Origin of the sequence: Herpetosiphon gulosus (assembly GCF_039545135.1) — a bacterium.
Classification (GTDB): domain Bacteria; phylum Chloroflexota; class Chloroflexia; order Chloroflexales; family Herpetosiphonaceae; genus Herpetosiphon; species Herpetosiphon gulosus.
Genome location: NZ_BAABRU010000003.1, coordinates 328,814 through 345,775 on the forward strand (window position 1 = coordinate 328,814; position 16,962 = coordinate 345,775).

A 16,962-nucleotide genomic window follows, 5' to 3' on the forward strand; every position below is an offset into this window, starting at 1 on the left:
AAAATCAATATGCAGTTAAAATAGCGCTTGGTTCAGATCAGCGCTATTTTTATGCGCACTTTAGGATTTAGGAGCAATGATGAGCGATTTAGAACACCTGCAAAGTTTGGTCGAAGATGCCTTTTTGGAAGCGCCCTTGATGTATGCGAATGGCTTTATCAACGGTTTAGGGGCAACCGATGCCTATACCGTTTTACAAACCAATGGCCGTGCCGTTGCCGTCGTAAATATGTCGTTACCAGTCGCTAAAACTCTTGGCCAAGGGCTTTTGGCTATGATTGCAGCTTACGAACAACAAACTGGCGAAACCGTTGCAACCCTCGATCAAATCCACGGACGCTAATTACCTAGCCTGATCAAACGAGATGCAGTAATCGCATTTCGTTTGATCGATTTACGGGCCGCGAATTTGCTTAAAAATCCATCAAAAGCCCCTCTTGTAAAGCACTAATCCATCGAGTATGCTGGAACAGATGCGATTCTATTATTCCTTGGTAAGGCTGCGCCATTTATTGCAGTCTTAACTAAGAAGGGTGTACGCTTAATCATGGTTTAACCTGAATAAGCCCATAGCATAATCATTGGCTAGTATCTCTAGCAATGATCACAATCTTCTGTTCTTTTTATACCCGATGGAGTTTACCTCATGGCTCAAGACACCATTCAGGCCAAGTACGATGAGTTGGATCAAGTTGCCAGCCGTTTTGGCAAAGCCGCTGACACCACCACTGCAATTTTCAAATCGCTTGAAAGTATGGCCAATCGGCTCGAGGGTGGTGATTGGCAGGGCGATGCTCAAAAGGCATTTAGTGCTGAATTTCGTGGCGAGGTTCAACCAGCCTTTAACCGCCTTCACACCTTTTTCCAACAAGCACAAAGCACAACCTTAGAGATCAAAAAAGTCTTCCAACAAGCCGAAGAAGAAGCGGCTGCCCTTTTTCGTGGCGATGTCTTTGGCGGTGGTGCTAATGGTAATGGCAGCGGCAATGGGACTGCTGGCAATGGCAATGGCAATGGCAGTGGCAGTGGCAATACTAGCGATGGTAGCACGGGCACCGGCGGCTCGGGCAGTGGCCCAACCTTCAAGGGTAAAGTTAAAGTTCACACCTACGATTACAAGACCAAAACTGGCGAAACCAAGCCACAACTCAAATTAGGCGTTAGCGGCGCACTCCTTGAAGATAAAGGCGATCTGATTAAAGTTGATGGGCCGATTCCTTATACCCTCAAAGGCAAATACCAAGTTGGTTACGGCGAAGCTGGGATCGGCTTAGGGGTCAACGGCGATAAGAAATTTACAATTGGGCCATACGTTGAAGGAACTGTTGCCAAAGGCGAATTAACCAATGTTTATGGCGACAAAAACTTTGGGGTAACTGAAACCCTTGAAGGCAAAGTGCTTTCGGTTGAGGGTTTTGCTGGCCTCAAAGACGGTTCAGTCGGCGCAACCATCGGCGGCACGCTGGCCTCAGTTCAAGCTACCAAAGGTTTGAATATTGCTGGGGTAAACGTTGGGGTTACCGCCGAAGTTGGCCTCAAGGCCGAGCTTGGCTTTAGTATCGGTAAAGAAACCAAAATCAAATTGCCATTTGTCTCGTTTGGCTTCTCGTTTGGCGGAGCAAAATAACTTAGAGAGGGTGTTAACTCATGGATGGACTTATTTTAGAGCGTAACGAGTTTCTGGTGTTACTCGAAGCCGCTCGTACCAATAAAATCATTGGTTTAGATAGTGAAACGTTAATTCCACATGATCAAGCAACCCACCTTGCAGCACTCAATCAAGGGGTGCAAGGGTTGGTTGCCAAAGAATTAGCGACGATCAGCGCCGATGAAACCGTGATGATCGAACGCGAAATTTTAGAATTTTCGCAAATTGTGGCGTTTCCCGATATTGCCTTCATCACCACCCGCGATACACCAAACGTCGGCAGTCAATTATTCTTACACTATGTCAATCAATTAGGCGTAGTTGAGCAAACCTTGCCAAACGAACAACAGCATCGCTTGGCATTCTTGCCTGATATGTTGGTACTCTTTGATCGGTTGGCGTTTTTGCTCGAAGTTCAACCAAGCAAAGCCTTTGAGGCCAGCGTGCGACTCAGCCAAAACGAGTTCATGGCGATCAAAGAGCTGGCTGAAAATCGCGCCGAAGCCGAAGCCTTCAAACGCCTAAGCCGCGCTGGGCTTGACGAGCAAGCAGCTCAGGCCTTGATCGAAGCAATTCAAGCGCCAGTCTTCAGTGCTTCGTTGGCAATTTTGCGCTGCGAAGATACCGAAATCGTCGATGCGATCAACCCAGCGATTTTGCAAGGGCCAACCAGCGCTTGGGCGATTCAGCTTGATGAAGCCGATCCTGAAACCTTCGAAGTTCAATCGATCGATCAGGCATGGTTGCGCCAACAGATTCAACATTGGTTTGAACAATTGGCAACCGCCGCTTTATAAACCCGATTGGCCGATTTGAGGGCCAGCGAAGAACCATGAACCAGCGCTTAACGCCTGATTGTTCATGGTTCTTCATTTTGATCGTTGTCCAAAAGGTAGGACTTTGGTATACTGAACGTGGAGTACTAGAGTGTCACTTGGCCTCATGGGTTATTTTCTATTTAATCAAAACCTGTTCTTTTTATTGGCTCCCAACTCATGAGTCGCCCACCCTAGGAACTCTAATCGATCATCAACCCCATTTACAACCTAGGAGTATGTGTCATGAGCAAGGATGTTGTTCAGATACAGTATGAGCAAACTGCCCAAGTTGCTCAGCATTTTGGCCGCCTCAAGCAAACGGTTGAACAATTGCAAACGACAATTCGCAACGTCAGCCAACCACTGGTTGATGGCGATTGGCAGGGCGATGCCAGCGTTGCCTTTGCGAAAGAACTCGATGGTGAAATTTACCCAACCTTCAATCGTTTGATTACTGCATTCCAAACCGCCCAAGAAGTCACGCTCGAAATCCAAAAAATCTTTAGCCAAGCCGAAGAAGAGGCAGCAGCCTTATTCAAAGGCCAATTGCTCGGCACTGCCGATGGCGACAAGGGTGGCGGAAGTTGGCTCGATAGCGTTGGTGGCTTCTTCAGCAGTGTTGGCAATGGCATCAAAGATTTCTTCGTTGGAGCAGGTAAAGAACTCAAAGATATGGTGGTTGGGGTTTGGAATATGGTCACCAACCCAATCGAAACCGCCAAAGGCATTTGGCATGCGGTAACCCACCCAGGCGAATTCTGGGAAGCCTTCAAAGCGCCGTATGTTGAAGCCTGGGAAAATGGCCGCCCGTGGGAAGCAATTGGTCGTGGCACGATGTTTATTGGCTCGTTGTTAATTGGCACTAAAGGTGCTGATAAAGTTGGTAAAGCGGCTAAGATCAGCAAAGCAGCAACCGTTACTGATGCTGCCGCCGATATTGCCCGCGTCAGCAACCCACTCCAAGCAGCCAGCGATATTGGCATGCTCGCCAAAGGTGGTGGCGCTGAAACAGCCATGGCTCGCTATATCGCCAATCAATCAAGCCATGTTGGCGCAGGCACGGCCTTGACCGATCGGGTTGTATTGGGCGGTTTTAAAGCCGACCCTGCATCGGGATTTCTTGGTTATATTGGTGAAGCCAACGCTCATGGTGGCCGCTACTTCAGCACCACCAGCGATGTGTGGAATAAACTCAAACCAATTGCCGAAGGTGGCAATAATCGAATTTGGCCTGTCAATCGCGAATTCTTGCAAGCCCAACTCGAAAGTGGCATTAGCCGCATCGATATCAAAGGCAGCTCAATCGACGATATTTTGACCAAACGGCCCCAATCGTATAGCGCCATGGAAGTGCGATTTATGCAAAGCCAAGCCTACCAATATGGCTATCGTCAAGTTGGCAATAGCTGGATCAAGACTGGCGATTGGCGGGCAAGCACGACTGGCCGTGTCATTGGCGGTAGCATTGGGCCAGGTGGTGAGATTCTACAAACCAGCCAATCATTGAACGATTAAGAGGTTTTCTGTGAGCAACGATTGTGGCCAATGCCAAAGCTACATCAATTATGTTGAGCAAGAACTAAGCAGCTATCTGCAAGCTGGGCAATTTCAACGCATTCAATGCGATTCACAAGCTGATGGGCAAGAATGTTTGGCCTTGTATCATTCGCCAAGCTGCCAATTGCTCATTCAACGGACTGATGGCGCTGATTATTGCGCCTTGGGCACGTTTGAAGCTCCATTTTTGATCGATCAAGTGCTTGAGGTCGATGGTTCCCAAGGTTGGTTCAATTTGGTCTATTTGTTGGAGTTTCGTGCCAACAAAAAGATCATGACTCAACGGGTGATTGAACAATTTTGGGATGGTAGTTTAGATTATCATCAATGGTTGGCCCAATTGCTCACAGGCCAATTCGAACAACTCTTGGCGATGTTTGAGCCTGGTGTGCCAGCCACATGGTTGGCAGATTACATTCAGTTTATGCAACGCCAACGCTATTACGGCGCATAATCAAATCAACGGCCTGCCTCCAGATTTATTTGGAGGCAGGCCACACCTAAAGGAAGTTCATGGATTCGCACTGTGCAGCATGTCAAGGGTTTATCAGCTATGCCGAGAACTGTTTGCAGCGCCATTTTCAAGCGCAGCAGTTCGTGCGCCAACAGTGCGATGCCCAACATGGTGGCAGAGAATGTCTCGTGCTCTACCGTTCACCAATCTGTAGTGCCTTGCTGGTACTCTCAGATGGCGAGTATCACGTCGCACTTGGCAAACACACTGCCCCCTTTATCACCAACCAACAACTAAAACTCGATGGCTCCCAAGGTTGGTACAATGTGCTCGATTTGCTTGATCGTCAAGCAAACCCATTGCAACGCTTATGGCATACGTTCAAGCGCCATAAACAGAATGATCTGGCATGGGTTGCCAATCAACTTGATGGAAAGCTCGCGCAACTTACAACGCTCTTTAAATAAACCGAAATCGATTAAGCCAGCCCTTGCAAATCAGGGTCAATCAGCGGAGCAACCCAGCCAACCTGAATGGTAGCATGCAACAACCCATGACAATTCATGCGGATGGTCATTTGAAGCAAAAAGCTGGTCGCGCATCATCATCACGTCTTGCGCGTATTCCTGAGTGAGTTGTCTGAACTAGTATCGAGGTGGCCCGAATGAATCGTTTTGTACTCACCCAGGCAGAATTGGCGATTATCTTGCATTATTTGGTTGGCGAAGCCCTTGCCATCCAGAATACAACCAATGATCTGGCGGTTAGCACTGAGCAATTACAAGCTGCCGAGGATGAATTGTATGATCGCGGGATTTTGCTGCGCGATCCATTTAGCAATCAACTGACGATCACTGGGGAGTTAGCACTGCTTTTGGAGGCAACCTTACAGCCAAGCACGCTGGCAATTTTGAGCATTACCGAGCGTGAAGGCACAGGCTTACCCAAATATTTTAGTTTTACCGATGAATTAATCGTGCTCAATTATGTCGATTCACAAGGCTTGCAAACCTTTCTCGAATTGGGTACACTCGATCATGTGATTAATCAGATCATCGAACTAACAACTCAGCCATTTGTGGCTCATGCCAACCTACCAAGCACCGCCGAACTCACAGCATTGATGCCAGAGGCTGAAAAAGCCGCTTTACTGTTGATCATCAAGGAGCCAGCCGCTGCTACCAGCCAACCAACCAGTCTTTCTTGGCTCGTAGCCCACGATAGCCTTTGGCTGGCCGACCCACACGCTGCCAAACCCGAAACAACGCCCGTGCAGCGCATTGATCAAGCACAGTTAAGCGACCTCTTACACACGACAATCTTGGCGCATCTTGTTCAACAACCATCCTAACTAGCCTACAGTACTAATGGATGGTATACTGCGCCGTATCCTTAATTGGTCTAGCCGTTTTTAGTTGCTGGAATGAGTGTTAACCATGAGAAAGCATAGTTGGTTCACCATCATCGCGTTGCTCAGCCTCTTGTGGGTTTTGCCAGCGCCTGCCCAATCACAAGACGACAAGCCCAAAGTCGTCATTACCCACCAAGTCGTTACCGAAAAGAACGCCTTGAGTGTCGAGGCCTATTTTAGCGTTCGCTATAACGATGGTCGCGCGGTTCCGGTCAACGAGATCTCCTCAACTGTGCTTGATCTCAAAAATGGTGAACCACCTGTCCAAGCCGTGCCCCAAGATCCCACCACACCAATCAAAATTGCCTTGGTCATGGATCAAAGTGGCAGTATGAATCCATTCATCGAGGAAGTTAAACGAGCAGCCAACCAAGCCATCGATCAAGCCCCTGCCAATGCTAAGCTGGCGGTTTTTACCTTCACCCGCATGAACAGTGTTGATGTGTATTTGCCGGCTTTAGATTTTACCGACGATCGCAACGCGGTTAAGGATTATATCAACCAGAATTATCGCTCTGAGCCAGGCGGCGAAACTTGTCTCTATACTGCCGCCCACCAAGCGACTGATTTCTTATTAAATACGCTCAAGCCAGAAGAACGGCGAGCGATCATTCTCTTTACTGATGGTAAAGATGAAGATATTAATGGTAATCAGTGCAGCGATAAAAGCGTGATCGATGTGACAACCAAAGCCGGCCCAACCCAAGGCACCAAAACTCCAATTTATACAATTGGGCTGTGTTCAGCCGATTGTGCCCGAATCCAGCCAGAATTCCTGCGCCAAATTTCAGACAATACCCAAGCTATCTCAGTGGTTGGCCCACGTGACCAAATGTCATCAGCATTTATCCTGATTATGGATAGCATCAAGAACCAAAAATATACGAGCGGTTTCTTACGGCCCTGCGTTGAAACTCAAGTAACTCTAGAGGTTCAATTGATCAGCGGCGATACAATCGCTGGGATTATTCCAATCGGCGCACATAAATGCTACAACCCAACCGTGAGCGAGGCCAAAATCGCCAACCTCAACCCATTGCCTGAAAAACAAAAATACTCATTCAATTTCACCACTACCAATACCAGCCCCGTTAATATGGTTGGGGTGGAGTTGCAAGTGCTTGGCCCAAGCCAAACCTTGGTTTATACTGAGCCGATCGCGGTCAGTATTTCACCCCAAGAAACTAAAACTATTCCGATGGAAATGAGCGATACCAAGCTGACCGTAGCCGGCAACTATACCTTGCATGTGCTGGGCTATAGCAGCGATGGCTTTACCTTCCGCATTGGCAACCCCAGCGAACGTAGCGAAATTTTGGCAACCCAAGCCTTTGCCCACTCGCCGATTCCAATTACCTTTGAAATTCGCTCAAATCCAGTCGTCGATTATGAAACCAATACTATTCGGATCGATGATGTCGAAATTACCGATGAGCAAAACATCATCGACCCTAAATTTACCTACTATAAAGTCCGGTTGTTCCGCGAAGATATACAACTTTTCGAATCAGAGCGGATTCAGCTTGACCCAACTAATCCTAAAATTGCAATTCCATTAGCTGATATTCCTCAAGAGTTGATTCCAACTGAGCAACAGAGCCAACTCAATTTACAGATTATCTTAGAAACCTCGAATATTCGGCCAATTGAATCGCCGTTCAAGAGTTTCTTGTTCCCAGTCAAACCCAAAGAGCCATTCCTCAAACGCTATGGGGTTTATGTGTTGATTGCCTTGGTGGTGATTGCCATCGCGGCAGGTTTCTGGTATCTCTGGCGCAATCGCAAGCCCAAAGCTGGCAATGTGCCAATGCCGTATAACCCACCAACTCAAGCCTTCAATCGAATCGATTTGCCAGGCGTAAACCCAGCTTCGCGCCAAAATGCCAATGTGCCGCAACAACCGCAGCAACAATCGGCGGTTCGACCAGCCCCGCATTCGGCAGTTAATCAACCAAGTCGGCCCCAAAGCCCGGCCTCAAATGCCAATGCCAGCATTCCAACTGCCCATTTCGATGGTGGCATGCCCGACAATGGCGCAACCATGATTTATAACCCATCGCCAGTCGCCAGCCGCCAGCAACAATTGCATGTGCGTGTGGTGCAAACACCTGATCCGAGCCAGATTCAAAATAAAACGATCACGATGTTTCCATGTACCATCGGGCGCAGCGAAGCCAGCGTAATCGTCACTGGTGATAAATTGCTCTCACGGCAGCATGTCGAAATCAGCTTGATCGGTGGGCAATTCTATGTGGCCGATTTGAGCAAGAATGGCTTGTTTATCAATGAGCAACGCCAGCAAGCCAATACGCCAATTCAATTGCGCTTGCCCACAACCATTCGACTGGGCCAAGATACCTATATTGAGCTAAGTCAATAGCAGTGGCCAATTTCAGCAACGAGGGTAGCAGCAATGCTACCCTTTTTGTTTGTAATCAAAACCAACACTGAGCAGTGGTGACAGCGCAGCCGAGGCTTTATGCTATACTTGTCATATAGGCCGTGTCAACGAGGACAACGCCAGTTTTTCCTTGCTTGCCCTTGCCTCGGTCGCCATACCGGGGTTTTTAACTTAACAGGGTTCGATGGACGAACAAAGTAATCCTTCATATGAGGAGTTGCCTTCATGGAGCAAGAACGCGATCAAACGCGGTTGTTAGCGATGTATCACACGATGGTTTTGGCTCGTTCGCTTGATGAGCGAATGTGGCAATTGAATCGTCAAGGCAAAGCCCCTTTTGTTATTTCCTGCCAAGGTCATGAGGCTGCTCAAGTAGGCGCAGCCTTTGCAATGCGCCCAAAACACGATTGGATTGTGCCTTACTATCGTGATTTAGCAATGATGTTGGCCATGGGAATGACCCCGCGCGAGGTGATGCTCGGCTTGTTGGCGAAAGCCGAAGATCCTAGCAGTGGTGGCCGTCAGATGCCCGCTCACTATAGCCATCGTGCTTTGAATATTGTTTCGCACTCATCACCAACTGGCACCCAAGTGCCGCATGCCGTCGGTGTCGCTATGGGCGCACAAATGCGCGGCGATGATATTGTAGTTTGGACAGCGTTTGGCGAAGGTACATCATCACAAGGCGATGTCCACGAAGCCATGAACTTGGCGGGCGTGATGAAATTGCCAGTAATTTTCTTCTGCGAAAATAATGGCTATGCGATCTCCGTGCCCCAACACAAGCAAATGGGCGTGGAAAACGTCTCGGATCGCGGCCCAGGCTATGGGTTTCCTGGAATTACCGTTGATGGAACCAATGTGCTTGAGGTTTACGAAGCCATGACCGCCGCAGTCGAACGCGCCCGCCGTGGCGATGGCCCAACCTTAATCGAGGCCAAATGTGTGCGTTTGACCGCCCACTCCTCTGATGATAACGATCGCACCTATCGCTCACCCGAAGATATCAAGGCCATGCGCACCCGCGACCCAATCGCAAGCTTCGAGCATTTCTTGCGCGATGAAGGCATGCTCGACGATGCCAAGGTTGCGGCAATTCGCGCCGAAATTAAAGAAATTGTCAATGATGCAACAGCCTATGCTGAAGCAGCACCCTTGCCCGACCCCAGCACCGTGCGCAAATATGTGTTTGCCGAATAACCGTGCTTACAGGCAGTTTCGCTATTTATCATATGCATAGAGGTATCAGGTGGCAGAATTAAATCTCTTAGAAGCGATTAATCAGGCGCTCGACCAAGCTATGGCCAACGACGAGCGGGTCTATATTATTGGCGAAGATGTCGGTCAGCGTGGTGGGGTATTTCGGGTTACCGATGGTTTGCACGCCAAATATGGTAGCAAACGGGTGATCGACGCACCGCTGGCTGAATCAATTATTATTGGCTCTTCAATCGGCGCAGCAATGTATGGGATGCGCCCGATCGCCGAAATTCAATTTGCTGATTTTATCTTCCCAGCCTTCAACCAAATTATTAGCGAAGCCGCACGCATGCGCTATCGCTCAAATAATACATGGGAAGTGCCCTTAGTTATTCGCGCTCCCTATGGCGGCGGTATCCACGGGGCACTCTATCACTCGCAAAGTATCGAGGCCTTTTTCGCCCATATTCCAGGCCTCAAGGTGGTTGCGCCGTCAACGCCCTATGATGCCAAGGCCATGCTGCTAGCAGCGATTGATGATCCCGATCCAGTGTTGTTTTTAGAGCATAAAAAATGCTATCGCTTGATCAAAGGCTATGTGCCCGACGAGCACTATACCGTGCCAATTGGCAAGGCCGATATTGCCCGCGAAGGTAGCGATGTTTCGGTGATTACCTATGGCATGATGCGACATTACGCAGTTGAGGCCGCCGAAATGTTGGACAAGGAAGATATTAACGTCGAAGTCGTCGATTTGCGCTCGTTAGTGCCACTTGATCGCGAAACAATTCTCAATTCGGTTAAGAAAACCAGCAAAGTGTTGGTGCTCTACGAAGATAATTTGTTTGGTGGCTATGGTGCAGAAATTGCCGCAATCATCGCCCAAGATGGCTTTGAATATCTTGATGCGCCAGTGCAACGCTTGGCAGGCTTGGATATTCCAGCCATGCCCTACAGCACACCGCTTGAAAATGAGTTCTTGCCAACTCCAAGCAAAATTGCCGATACACTGCGCGATTTAGTCAATTATTAGGTGGTTTGGTTCCCTCACCCCAGCCCCTCTCCCACTGCGGCGGGCGAGGGGAGCACTCCAAAGTGATTCCTCTTCGCATGGCGTGCGAAGAGGGGGCTTGGAGATGAGGGAACTCAAAAATCTTTAGTCATCGATACCATAGAAAGGACTGGGATGTCCGTCGAATTTAAGATGCCAAAGCTTGGTGAGAGTGTCACCGAGGGCACAGTTGGGCGCTGGCTCAAGCAACCAGGCGAGAGCCTTGAACTCTATGAGCCAATGCTCGAAGTTACCACCGATAAAGTCGATACCGAAATTCCTTCGCCAGTCAATGGGCGCTTGCTCGAAATTCGGGTCAACGAGGGCGATACCGTGCCAGTTGGTACGGTCATCGCGGTCTTGGAAGATAGTAGTAGCACTACGGTTGCCGCCGTTGCCGCGACTGCCACGCCTGCCGTTACTACCCAAACAAGCAGCAATAACGGCGGTGGCAATAGCTTTATGTCACCAGTCGTCGCTCGTTTGGTTAGCCAGCATAACCTCGATATTAAACAAATTGCTGGCACTGGCAAAGATGGCCGCGTGACTAAGCAAGATGTTGAGCGCTTCGTGGCGCAGCGTGATGCTGCCAAACCAGCACCGATGCCAATGCCAACGCCAACCGCGCCAACCCCAGCGCCGATGCCGGTAATCAAACCAAGCTCAACCCCAGCGCCAATGCCAACGATTACTGGCAGTTTGCTGGCCAAACCAGTGGCTTATACTCCACCAGCCATGCCAGCCGCGCCGAGCATCGAGCCATTTGTTGGTGATGAATTGCAACCGTTGAGCGGCATGCGGCGGGCAATCGCTGAGCATATGGTGCGATCAAAGGCAACCTCGCCGCACGTTACCACGGTGATGGAAGTCGATCTCAGCACGATCATCGCTCATCGCGACCAGTACAAAGCCGATTTCGAGCGTCAAGGGGTTAAATTAACCTTTACACCGTATTTTGTGCAGGCAACTGTGGCAGGCCTGCGGGCAGTGCCAATTGTCAATGCTACCTATACCGATGAAGGCATTTTGCTGCATAAATCGGTTAACGTTGGCATGGCAGTGGCCATTCCCGATGGTTTGATCGTGCCAGTACTGCATAACGTCGATGAAAAGAGCTTGCTGGGGCTTTCGCGCACAGTCAACGATTTGGCCGAACGCGCCCGCACGCGCCGTCTAACCGCCGATGAAGTTAAAGATGGTACGTTTACCATCACCAACCACGGTGTAAGTGGCTCGTTATTTGCCATGCCCATCATCAATCAGCCTCAATCGGGCATTTTGGGAATTGGCGCAATTCAAAAGCGGCCGGTGGTCATGACGATCAACGGAGCCGATGCAATCGCGATTCGGCCAATGTGCTACCTCAGTTTTACGTTTGATCATCGCTTGATCGACGGCGCAACCGCCGATAAATTCTTGGCAACTGTCAAGCAACAGCTTGAGCAATTTGCCTAAAACTCAAGTCAACAAGCCCCCTTGCTGATCACAATCAGTGAGGGGTTTTGTTTAATTTGCTACCTCAACTTATTTTTTATCCAGTGAACTAGGCTGTTCCCACTAATTCCCAACCTTTGTGAGTTTCGTGTTCTTCGCGGTTAAAAATCATGATCGTAATCGCGCATAATACCGCCGATGGCCTGCAAAAAATCATTTACAGTCGGTAGTAATCCTGCTATGATAGCCGCGATACGCCTTTCATTAGGGGGATTCTGATCATGGCCGATCTCTCAGCCTTCCTTGACAAAGCCTTCGAAAACTCCAGCTTCGAGGAACTCGCCGATGCTCCAGTCGATGCCCTCGCCGGAATTAGCAAAAGCGATGCTGAAGCCCTCAAACAAGCCCTTGGGATCAAAACAATTCGTCAGTTGGCCGAACATAAAGTCATCTTGATCGCCCAAGCAATTGCAGGTCTGGCTGCCTCAAAGAAATAGGCTGGTCGCTCGTATCAACAAAAATTGTTTAACCAAAAATGCAGGATGCCGCGCTAAAGCAACATCCTGCATTCGTTATTAACGTTGATGTTTAGCGCACCAACAAACCGTTGATCATCAATACCCAAACTGCGTCGAATTCTGCCGCTAGGCTTGGTTCGCTCCAAGCTGCCACAAACAGCGGGTTGTGAAAACGAGCCGTCGCATGCCAAATTGCGGTTGCCGTCGCATGGGCATCATTCACCACAAACTCAGCATTGGCAACACCTTCATGCACTAAACGCTCAATCTGCTCGATCATATGCGCTACATGTTGATCAGTCACCGATCGCAGCCCTTGTACTAAGCCACTATAGGTGGCAAAAAGCTGCGGATCTTGGCTGGCTCGCTGTTGTTTGGTGTGCATCAAACATTCTAGCCAAGCCCGTAATTTGGCTACGCTGCGATCTTGGCGTTGTAGCACTTCATCCAACGGCGCTGAAATTTCGGCTAGCCAGCGTTCAGCAACTGCATCGAGCAAGGCTGATTTGCTAGCAAAATGGCGATACACACTACCATGGCTCACTCCCAGTTCACGGGCAACATCAACCACTGTGGCTTTATTCGGCCCATAGCGCCGCAACACATCAACAGTAGCATTCAAAATTCGTTCGGAAGTCAGCGTTTCAGCGTGCATAGTTGGTCTTCCTGTAGCAAAGCGATTTGCACCATTTTAAGCGATTAGCGCTGCATCGCAAGTGCTTTAGCGTTCGCTATCCAAATGTTGCATCAAATAGGCATTGTAGCGTTCGCCAGCCGCCGAGCCCTTGGGAATCGTCCGCTCAATTGTGCCCAATTCATCAGCATTTAAATTAATTTCAAGGCTAGCCAATGAATCGTGCAGTTGATGCAAACGACGTGCCCCGAATAATGGAATAATATCGGCTCCTTGAGCCACGACCCAAGCACTGGCAATTTGGGCAATACTTGCACCCTTGGCATCGGCAATTGTTTGCAACGTCGCAACGAGGCTCAAATTATGATCAAGGTTCTCGCCAGTAAAGCGTGGGCCATGGGCACGAAAATCTGAGCCAGCCAAAACCCGTTCTTTCGACCAAGCACCACTCAGCAAGCCACGCGAAAGCACCCCATAGGCGGTAATGCCGATGCCTAATTCACGGCAGGCAGGCAAAATTTCGGCCTCAATGCCACGCGACATCAAGGAATATTCAATTTGCAAATCGACAATTGAATGCACTGCCGCCGCTCGACGAATCGTTTCAACCCCAACTTCCGATAAACCGATATGGCGCACATAGCCTTTTTCAACCATCTCGGCAATCGCCCCAATTGTTTCTTCAATTGGCACATTGGGGTCAAGCCGCGAAGGTCGATAAATATCAATGTAATCGGTATTCAAGCGGGTAAGGCTGTGATATAAGAAATTTTTAACCGCAGCGGGCCGGGCATCATAGCCAAGCCACGCACCATCAGGGCTGCGCAATGCCCCAAACTTGACGCTCAAAACAACATCGGAGCGTGAACGCTCGCGCAAGGCTTCGCTAAGCAATAATTCGTTATGGCCCATCCCATAGAAATCGCCAGTATCTAGCAAATTAACCCCAGCATCAAGCGCTGAATGAATCGTCGCGATGCTCTCGGCGCGATCTGAAGGCCCATACATCCCCGACATGGCCATACAACCCAAGCCCGCTGCCGACACCACCAAACCATCACGACCCAATTGACGCTTTTGCATGATCACAACTCCATCATCATAAATCAGTAACTAGTTGAAGTATAAATTATCAAATGACAGATGTCAATATCTGTCATTACATTTTCGTAAGCTATTTTTGGCTATGCTATGATGAGCAAGGATTCTTGTGGATTGTGGTGAGGCATGTGATGCAACGGATTTGTATTGTTTCGGATACCCATGGCAAGTTTGACCCACGGATCGAGCAGCTTTTTGTAGGAGCAGCCCGGATTGTGCATGCAGGCGACATCGGGCGAGCACAACCGCCAATCATCGAACGCTTGAGTGCGATTGCTCCGGTTACAGCGGTGACTGGCAATATCGATTGGAATACAGCGCTCGATATTTACCCAATTAATACAACGCTTGAGGTGCAAGGTATTCGGATTATGATCCAGCATATTGGCGATATTCCCAAACGCTGGCATCGTCAATTGCCACAACCCTTGCCGCATGTGGTAATTTGTGGTCATAGCCATATCGCCTTGATCGAGGAATATCAAGGAGTCTTGTTTATTAACCCAGGCTCGGCTTCGCAGCCACGCGGCCAGCTCGGCGAGCCAACTGTGGCTTTCTTAGATATTCAGGAAAATGGCGAGTTTCACGCTGAAATTATTCCGCTCAAAATGGCCGAATTTATCAAACATGCCGATTAAACAGCAATCCCCTCACCAAATCAATGGCGAGGGGATTTGCATTAACAAGCGAGTTTATTCGTGGCGCAGCGCCTTGATTGGGTCAAGTCGGGCGGCGCGAGCGGCGGGATACAAGCCCGCAATAATCCCTACCACCAAGCCAAAGCCTAGGGCTAGCGCAATCAGCCACGGTGGAATATAGAAGAAATCGCCGCGAATTGGCACTTGCTCTTGTTCGAGATAGGCGAGCGCAAAGCGATTGAGTACGCGGCCTGTACCCCAACCACCCAGCAAACCGACAACTCCCCCAAAGAAGCCAATCATACCAGCCTCAGTCATAAAGAGCGTGCGAATATTGCCGCGCGAAGCTCCAATTGCCTTGAGCGTGCCAATTTCGCGAGTCCGCTCATAAATTGCCATAATCATGGTGTTCATAATGCCGATCGTAGCGACGAACAGCGCCAAGCCACCAACCGAGCCAAGCATAATATTGATCACCAAGAAAATTTTCGAGGCCAGTTCAAGCACCGTTTCAACCGATTGCACCCGAAAACGCTCAGCCCGTAGTTCATTGGTCAATTGACGCGCCACATTTAAATCTTTGGCGCGAATCAAGGCATAATCATAGCCTTCGGTTGCCAACAAATCTGGCTCGTTAAACCACCAAGCCTTGAGCGCAATGCTATCGTTGGGGGTTAATGCAACCAAATTATTATCAGCACTCGAAACCCCAACCAAGGTATAATCAAAGGTTTGCGATTCGCCGCGCGGGGTTTCCATCACCAACTGCACTTCTTGGCCAATCAGATTATTAACTTCAGCGGTGAGACCCAAACGGCGTAATGCTCGTTGCGAAATCACAATCTCGCCATCTTTAGTTGGGCGTAATACTCCAGCCAAAGCGGTTGGCGGCGTTTCAAAGGGATTATTGATCCCAACCCCAGGATCAACCCCAACTGCAATCGTTGCCGTAGCATCACCAGGCAGTACCAACCGCTTCGAGATCGATTCGTTGACATCGACGATTGGCGTAACGCTGACAATATCGGGGCGTTGCTGCCACTCAGCAATTTTAGCTGGCGAAATCACCACTTCCCGTTCGGGGCGCACGTAGCGTGTATAGGGGTTGCGCTCGGCATCACGTGGCTGAACAACCACATTTTCCAGCCCAATCGCATCGAATTGTTGCTGAATAACCCGCTGAACCCCGACCCCCAACGAAAGCATGACCACAATGGTGAAAATCCCAACCGTCACGCCCAGCGACGTTAAGGAAGTGCGGACTTTACGGCGGGTTAAATTGCTCCAAGCGGTGCGTAAAATATCGCCAAATGTCATGCTACAGCCTCCGCCGTTCGTTCAACAATTTCAATTTGCTCAATAATTCCATCGCGCATATGCACAATCCGATCAGCATACGAGGCGGCATTCATATCGTGAGTGACCATCAGCAAGGTCACTTGTTGTTCGCGCACCAGCCGTTGCATCAACAACAAAACATCGCGTCCCGTGCGCGAATCGAGGTTCCCGGTTGGCTCATCGGCCAAAATCAACACTGGATCATTGGCCAAAGCCCGCGCAATTGCTACCCGTTGTTGCTGACCACCTGAAAGCTCAGCCGGACGGTGATCGGCGCGATCGCCTAGCCCAACTTGATCGAGCAAATGTTCAGCTCGTTTGCGCCGTTCGCTGCGACCGCGACCCGCTAACATCAAGGGCAAGGCCACATTTTCCCATGCTTGGTTGGTTGGCAAGAGGTTGAAACTCTGAAAAATAAAGCCAACCCGATCGCGGCGAAAGCTGACTAATTTTTTATCTGGGGCATGCCCAAGCTCCAAATCATCAACCCAAACTTCACCTGAACTTGGACGATCAAGGCCACCAATCACATTTAATAAGGTCGATTTGCCTGAGCCAGATGGCCCAACTAGTGCCACAAACGTGCCGCGTTCAATCTCCAAATCAACGCCAGCCAACGCCTGGACAGTATTTTTCCCCATTTGATAGGTTCGTTGGAGGTTGGTAGTTCTAATTAACGAGCTAGCTTGACCCATAGCGACTCCTTGGAAAATAAGCTGGCTTAACCATACCATAGGATTTTGCGCCTGTTATGGGCAA

17 protein-coding genes are annotated in these 16,962 nt (G+C 49.4%); 13 read left to right on the forward strand and 4 right to left on the reverse strand.

What is annotated here, in order from left to right; all coding sequences use genetic code 11:
* Window positions 1-76 precede the first annotated feature (76 nt).
* From ABEB26_RS05405 to ABEB26_RS05460, 12 genes are all read left to right on the forward strand, one after another.
* Window positions 77-343 carry a hypothetical protein gene (locus ABEB26_RS05405; protein ID WP_345720950.1) on the forward strand — a complete coding sequence of 89 codons (267 nt, stop codon included), beginning with the start codon at window positions 77-79 and terminating at the stop codon, window positions 341-343.
* 303 nt (window positions 344-646) lie between these two features.
* Window positions 647-1,627 carry a WXG100 family type VII secretion target gene (locus ABEB26_RS05410; RefSeq protein WP_345720951.1) on the forward strand — a complete coding sequence of 327 codons (981 nt, stop codon included), beginning with the start codon at window positions 647-649 and terminating at the stop codon, window positions 1,625-1,627.
* Between the two features lie 20 nt (window positions 1,628-1,647).
* Window positions 1,648-2,445, forward strand: coding sequence for a hypothetical protein (locus tag ABEB26_RS05415; RefSeq protein WP_345720952.1), 798 nt, complete (start codon window positions 1,648-1,650; stop codon window positions 2,443-2,445).
* Window positions 2,446-2,709: 264 nt separating this feature from the next.
* Window positions 2,710-3,981 (forward strand): WXG100 family type VII secretion target, encoded by a 1,272-nt coding sequence (locus tag ABEB26_RS05420; protein WP_345720953.1) that lies wholly within the window; start codon window positions 2,710-2,712, stop codon window positions 3,979-3,981.
* A gap of 10 nt (window positions 3,982-3,991) precedes the next feature.
* On the forward strand, window positions 3,992-4,477 hold the full coding sequence (locus ABEB26_RS05425; protein ID WP_345720954.1) for a hypothetical protein: 486 nt from the start codon (window positions 3,992-3,994) through the stop codon (window positions 4,475-4,477).
* Window positions 4,478-4,536: 59 nt separating this feature from the next.
* Complete coding sequence (locus tag ABEB26_RS05430) at window positions 4,537-4,944, forward strand: hypothetical protein (RefSeq protein ID WP_345720955.1); 408 nt, start codon at window positions 4,537-4,539, stop codon at window positions 4,942-4,944.
* A gap of 197 nt (window positions 4,945-5,141) precedes the next feature.
* Complete coding sequence (locus tag ABEB26_RS05435; protein WP_345720956.1) at window positions 5,142-5,828, forward strand: hypothetical protein; 687 nt, start codon at window positions 5,142-5,144, stop codon at window positions 5,826-5,828.
* An 85-nt stretch (window positions 5,829-5,913) separates the two neighbouring features.
* A complete protein-coding gene (locus tag ABEB26_RS05440) occupies window positions 5,914-8,268 on the forward strand; it encodes an FHA domain-containing protein (RefSeq protein WP_345720957.1) in 2,355 nt (784 codons plus the stop codon).
* A gap of 246 nt (window positions 8,269-8,514) precedes the next feature.
* Window positions 8,515-9,489, forward strand: a complete 975-nt coding sequence (locus tag ABEB26_RS05445) for a thiamine pyrophosphate-dependent dehydrogenase E1 component subunit alpha (protein ID WP_012190131.1) — start codon at window positions 8,515-8,517, stop codon at window positions 9,487-9,489.
* A 49-nt stretch (window positions 9,490-9,538) separates the two neighbouring features.
* Window positions 9,539-10,522: an alpha-ketoacid dehydrogenase subunit beta gene (locus ABEB26_RS05450; protein ID WP_345720958.1), complete on the forward strand. Its 984-nt coding sequence runs from the start codon at window positions 9,539-9,541 to the stop codon at window positions 10,520-10,522.
* A gap of 171 nt (window positions 10,523-10,693) precedes the next feature.
* Window positions 10,694-11,995, forward strand: a complete 1,302-nt coding sequence (locus ABEB26_RS05455) for a dihydrolipoamide acetyltransferase family protein (RefSeq protein WP_345720959.1) — start codon at window positions 10,694-10,696, stop codon at window positions 11,993-11,995.
* Between the two features lie 260 nt (window positions 11,996-12,255).
* Window positions 12,256-12,471: a hypothetical protein gene (locus ABEB26_RS05460; RefSeq protein WP_054536383.1), complete on the forward strand. Its 216-nt coding sequence runs from the start codon at window positions 12,256-12,258 to the stop codon at window positions 12,469-12,471.
* A gap of 91 nt (window positions 12,472-12,562) precedes the next feature.
* Here ABEB26_RS05460 and ABEB26_RS05465 read toward each other — a convergent pair whose 3' ends face one another.
* Window positions 12,563-13,147: a TetR/AcrR family transcriptional regulator gene (locus tag ABEB26_RS05465; protein WP_345720960.1), complete on the reverse strand. Its 585-nt coding sequence runs from the start codon at window positions 13,145-13,147 to the stop codon at window positions 12,563-12,565.
* 66 nt (window positions 13,148-13,213) lie between these two features.
* A complete protein-coding gene (locus tag ABEB26_RS05470; protein ID WP_345720961.1) occupies window positions 13,214-14,209 on the reverse strand; it encodes an aldo/keto reductase in 996 nt (331 codons plus the stop codon).
* Window positions 14,210-14,358: 149 nt separating this feature from the next.
* Between ABEB26_RS05470 and ABEB26_RS05475 the strand changes: the two genes are divergently transcribed.
* Complete coding sequence (locus tag ABEB26_RS05475) at window positions 14,359-14,865, forward strand: metallophosphoesterase family protein (RefSeq protein WP_345720962.1); 507 nt, start codon at window positions 14,359-14,361, stop codon at window positions 14,863-14,865.
* Window positions 14,866-14,919: 54 nt separating this feature from the next.
* On the opposite strand, the gene ABEB26_RS05480 is transcribed toward ABEB26_RS05475, so the two are convergent.
* Together ABEB26_RS05480 and ABEB26_RS05485 are read right to left on the reverse strand one after the other, a co-directional pair.
* Entirely contained in the window at window positions 14,920-16,182 is a 1,263-nt protein-coding gene (locus ABEB26_RS05480) for an ABC transporter permease (RefSeq protein ID WP_345720963.1), read from the reverse strand.
* On the reverse strand, window positions 16,179-16,898 hold the full coding sequence (locus ABEB26_RS05485; protein ID WP_345720964.1) for an ABC transporter ATP-binding protein: 720 nt from the start codon (window positions 16,896-16,898) through the stop codon (window positions 16,179-16,181). The genes ABEB26_RS05480 and ABEB26_RS05485 overlap by 4 nt, the downstream gene beginning before the upstream one ends.
* Window positions 16,899-16,962 lie beyond the last annotated feature (64 nt).

Excerpts from the sequence above, each read along its gene's own strand:
- ABEB26_RS05405 (WP_345720950.1), top strand. The coding sequence starts at position 77 with ATGATGAGCGATTTAGAACACCTGCAAAGTTTGGTCGAAGATGCCTTT.
- ABEB26_RS05410 (WP_345720951.1), top strand. The coding sequence starts at position 647 with ATGGCTCAAGACACCATTCAGGCCAAGTACGATGAGTTGGATCAAGTT.
- ABEB26_RS05415 (WP_345720952.1), top strand. The coding sequence starts at position 1,648 with ATGGATGGACTTATTTTAGAGCGTAACGAGTTTCTGGTGTTACTCGAA.
- ABEB26_RS05420 (WP_345720953.1), top strand. The coding sequence starts at position 2,710 with ATGAGCAAGGATGTTGTTCAGATACAGTATGAGCAAACTGCCCAAGTT.
- ABEB26_RS05430 (WP_345720955.1), top strand. The coding sequence starts at position 4,537 with ATGGATTCGCACTGTGCAGCATGTCAAGGGTTTATCAGCTATGCCGAG.
- ABEB26_RS05435 (WP_345720956.1), top strand. The coding sequence starts at position 5,142 with ATGAATCGTTTTGTACTCACCCAGGCAGAATTGGCGATTATCTTGCAT.
- ABEB26_RS05440 (WP_345720957.1), top strand. The coding sequence starts at position 5,914 with ATGAGAAAGCATAGTTGGTTCACCATCATCGCGTTGCTCAGCCTCTTG.
- ABEB26_RS05445 (WP_012190131.1), top strand. The coding sequence starts at position 8,515 with ATGGAGCAAGAACGCGATCAAACGCGGTTGTTAGCGATGTATCACACG.
- ABEB26_RS05455 (WP_345720959.1), top strand. The coding sequence starts at position 10,694 with ATGCCAAAGCTTGGTGAGAGTGTCACCGAGGGCACAGTTGGGCGCTGG.
- ABEB26_RS05460 (WP_054536383.1), top strand. The coding sequence starts at position 12,256 with ATGGCCGATCTCTCAGCCTTCCTTGACAAAGCCTTCGAAAACTCCAGC.
- ABEB26_RS05465 (WP_345720960.1), bottom strand. The coding sequence starts at position 13,147 with ATGCACGCTGAAACGCTGACTTCCGAACGAATTTTGAATGCTACTGTT.
- ABEB26_RS05470 (WP_345720961.1), bottom strand. The coding sequence starts at position 14,209 with ATGCAAAAGCGTCAATTGGGTCGTGATGGTTTGGTGGTGTCGGCAGCG.
- ABEB26_RS05475 (WP_345720962.1), top strand. The coding sequence starts at position 14,359 with ATGCAACGGATTTGTATTGTTTCGGATACCCATGGCAAGTTTGACCCA.
- ABEB26_RS05480 (WP_345720963.1), bottom strand. The coding sequence starts at position 16,182 with ATGACATTTGGCGATATTTTACGCACCGCTTGGAGCAATTTAACCCGC.
- ABEB26_RS05485 (WP_345720964.1), bottom strand. The coding sequence starts at position 16,898 with ATGGGTCAAGCTAGCTCGTTAATTAGAACTACCAACCTCCAACGAACC.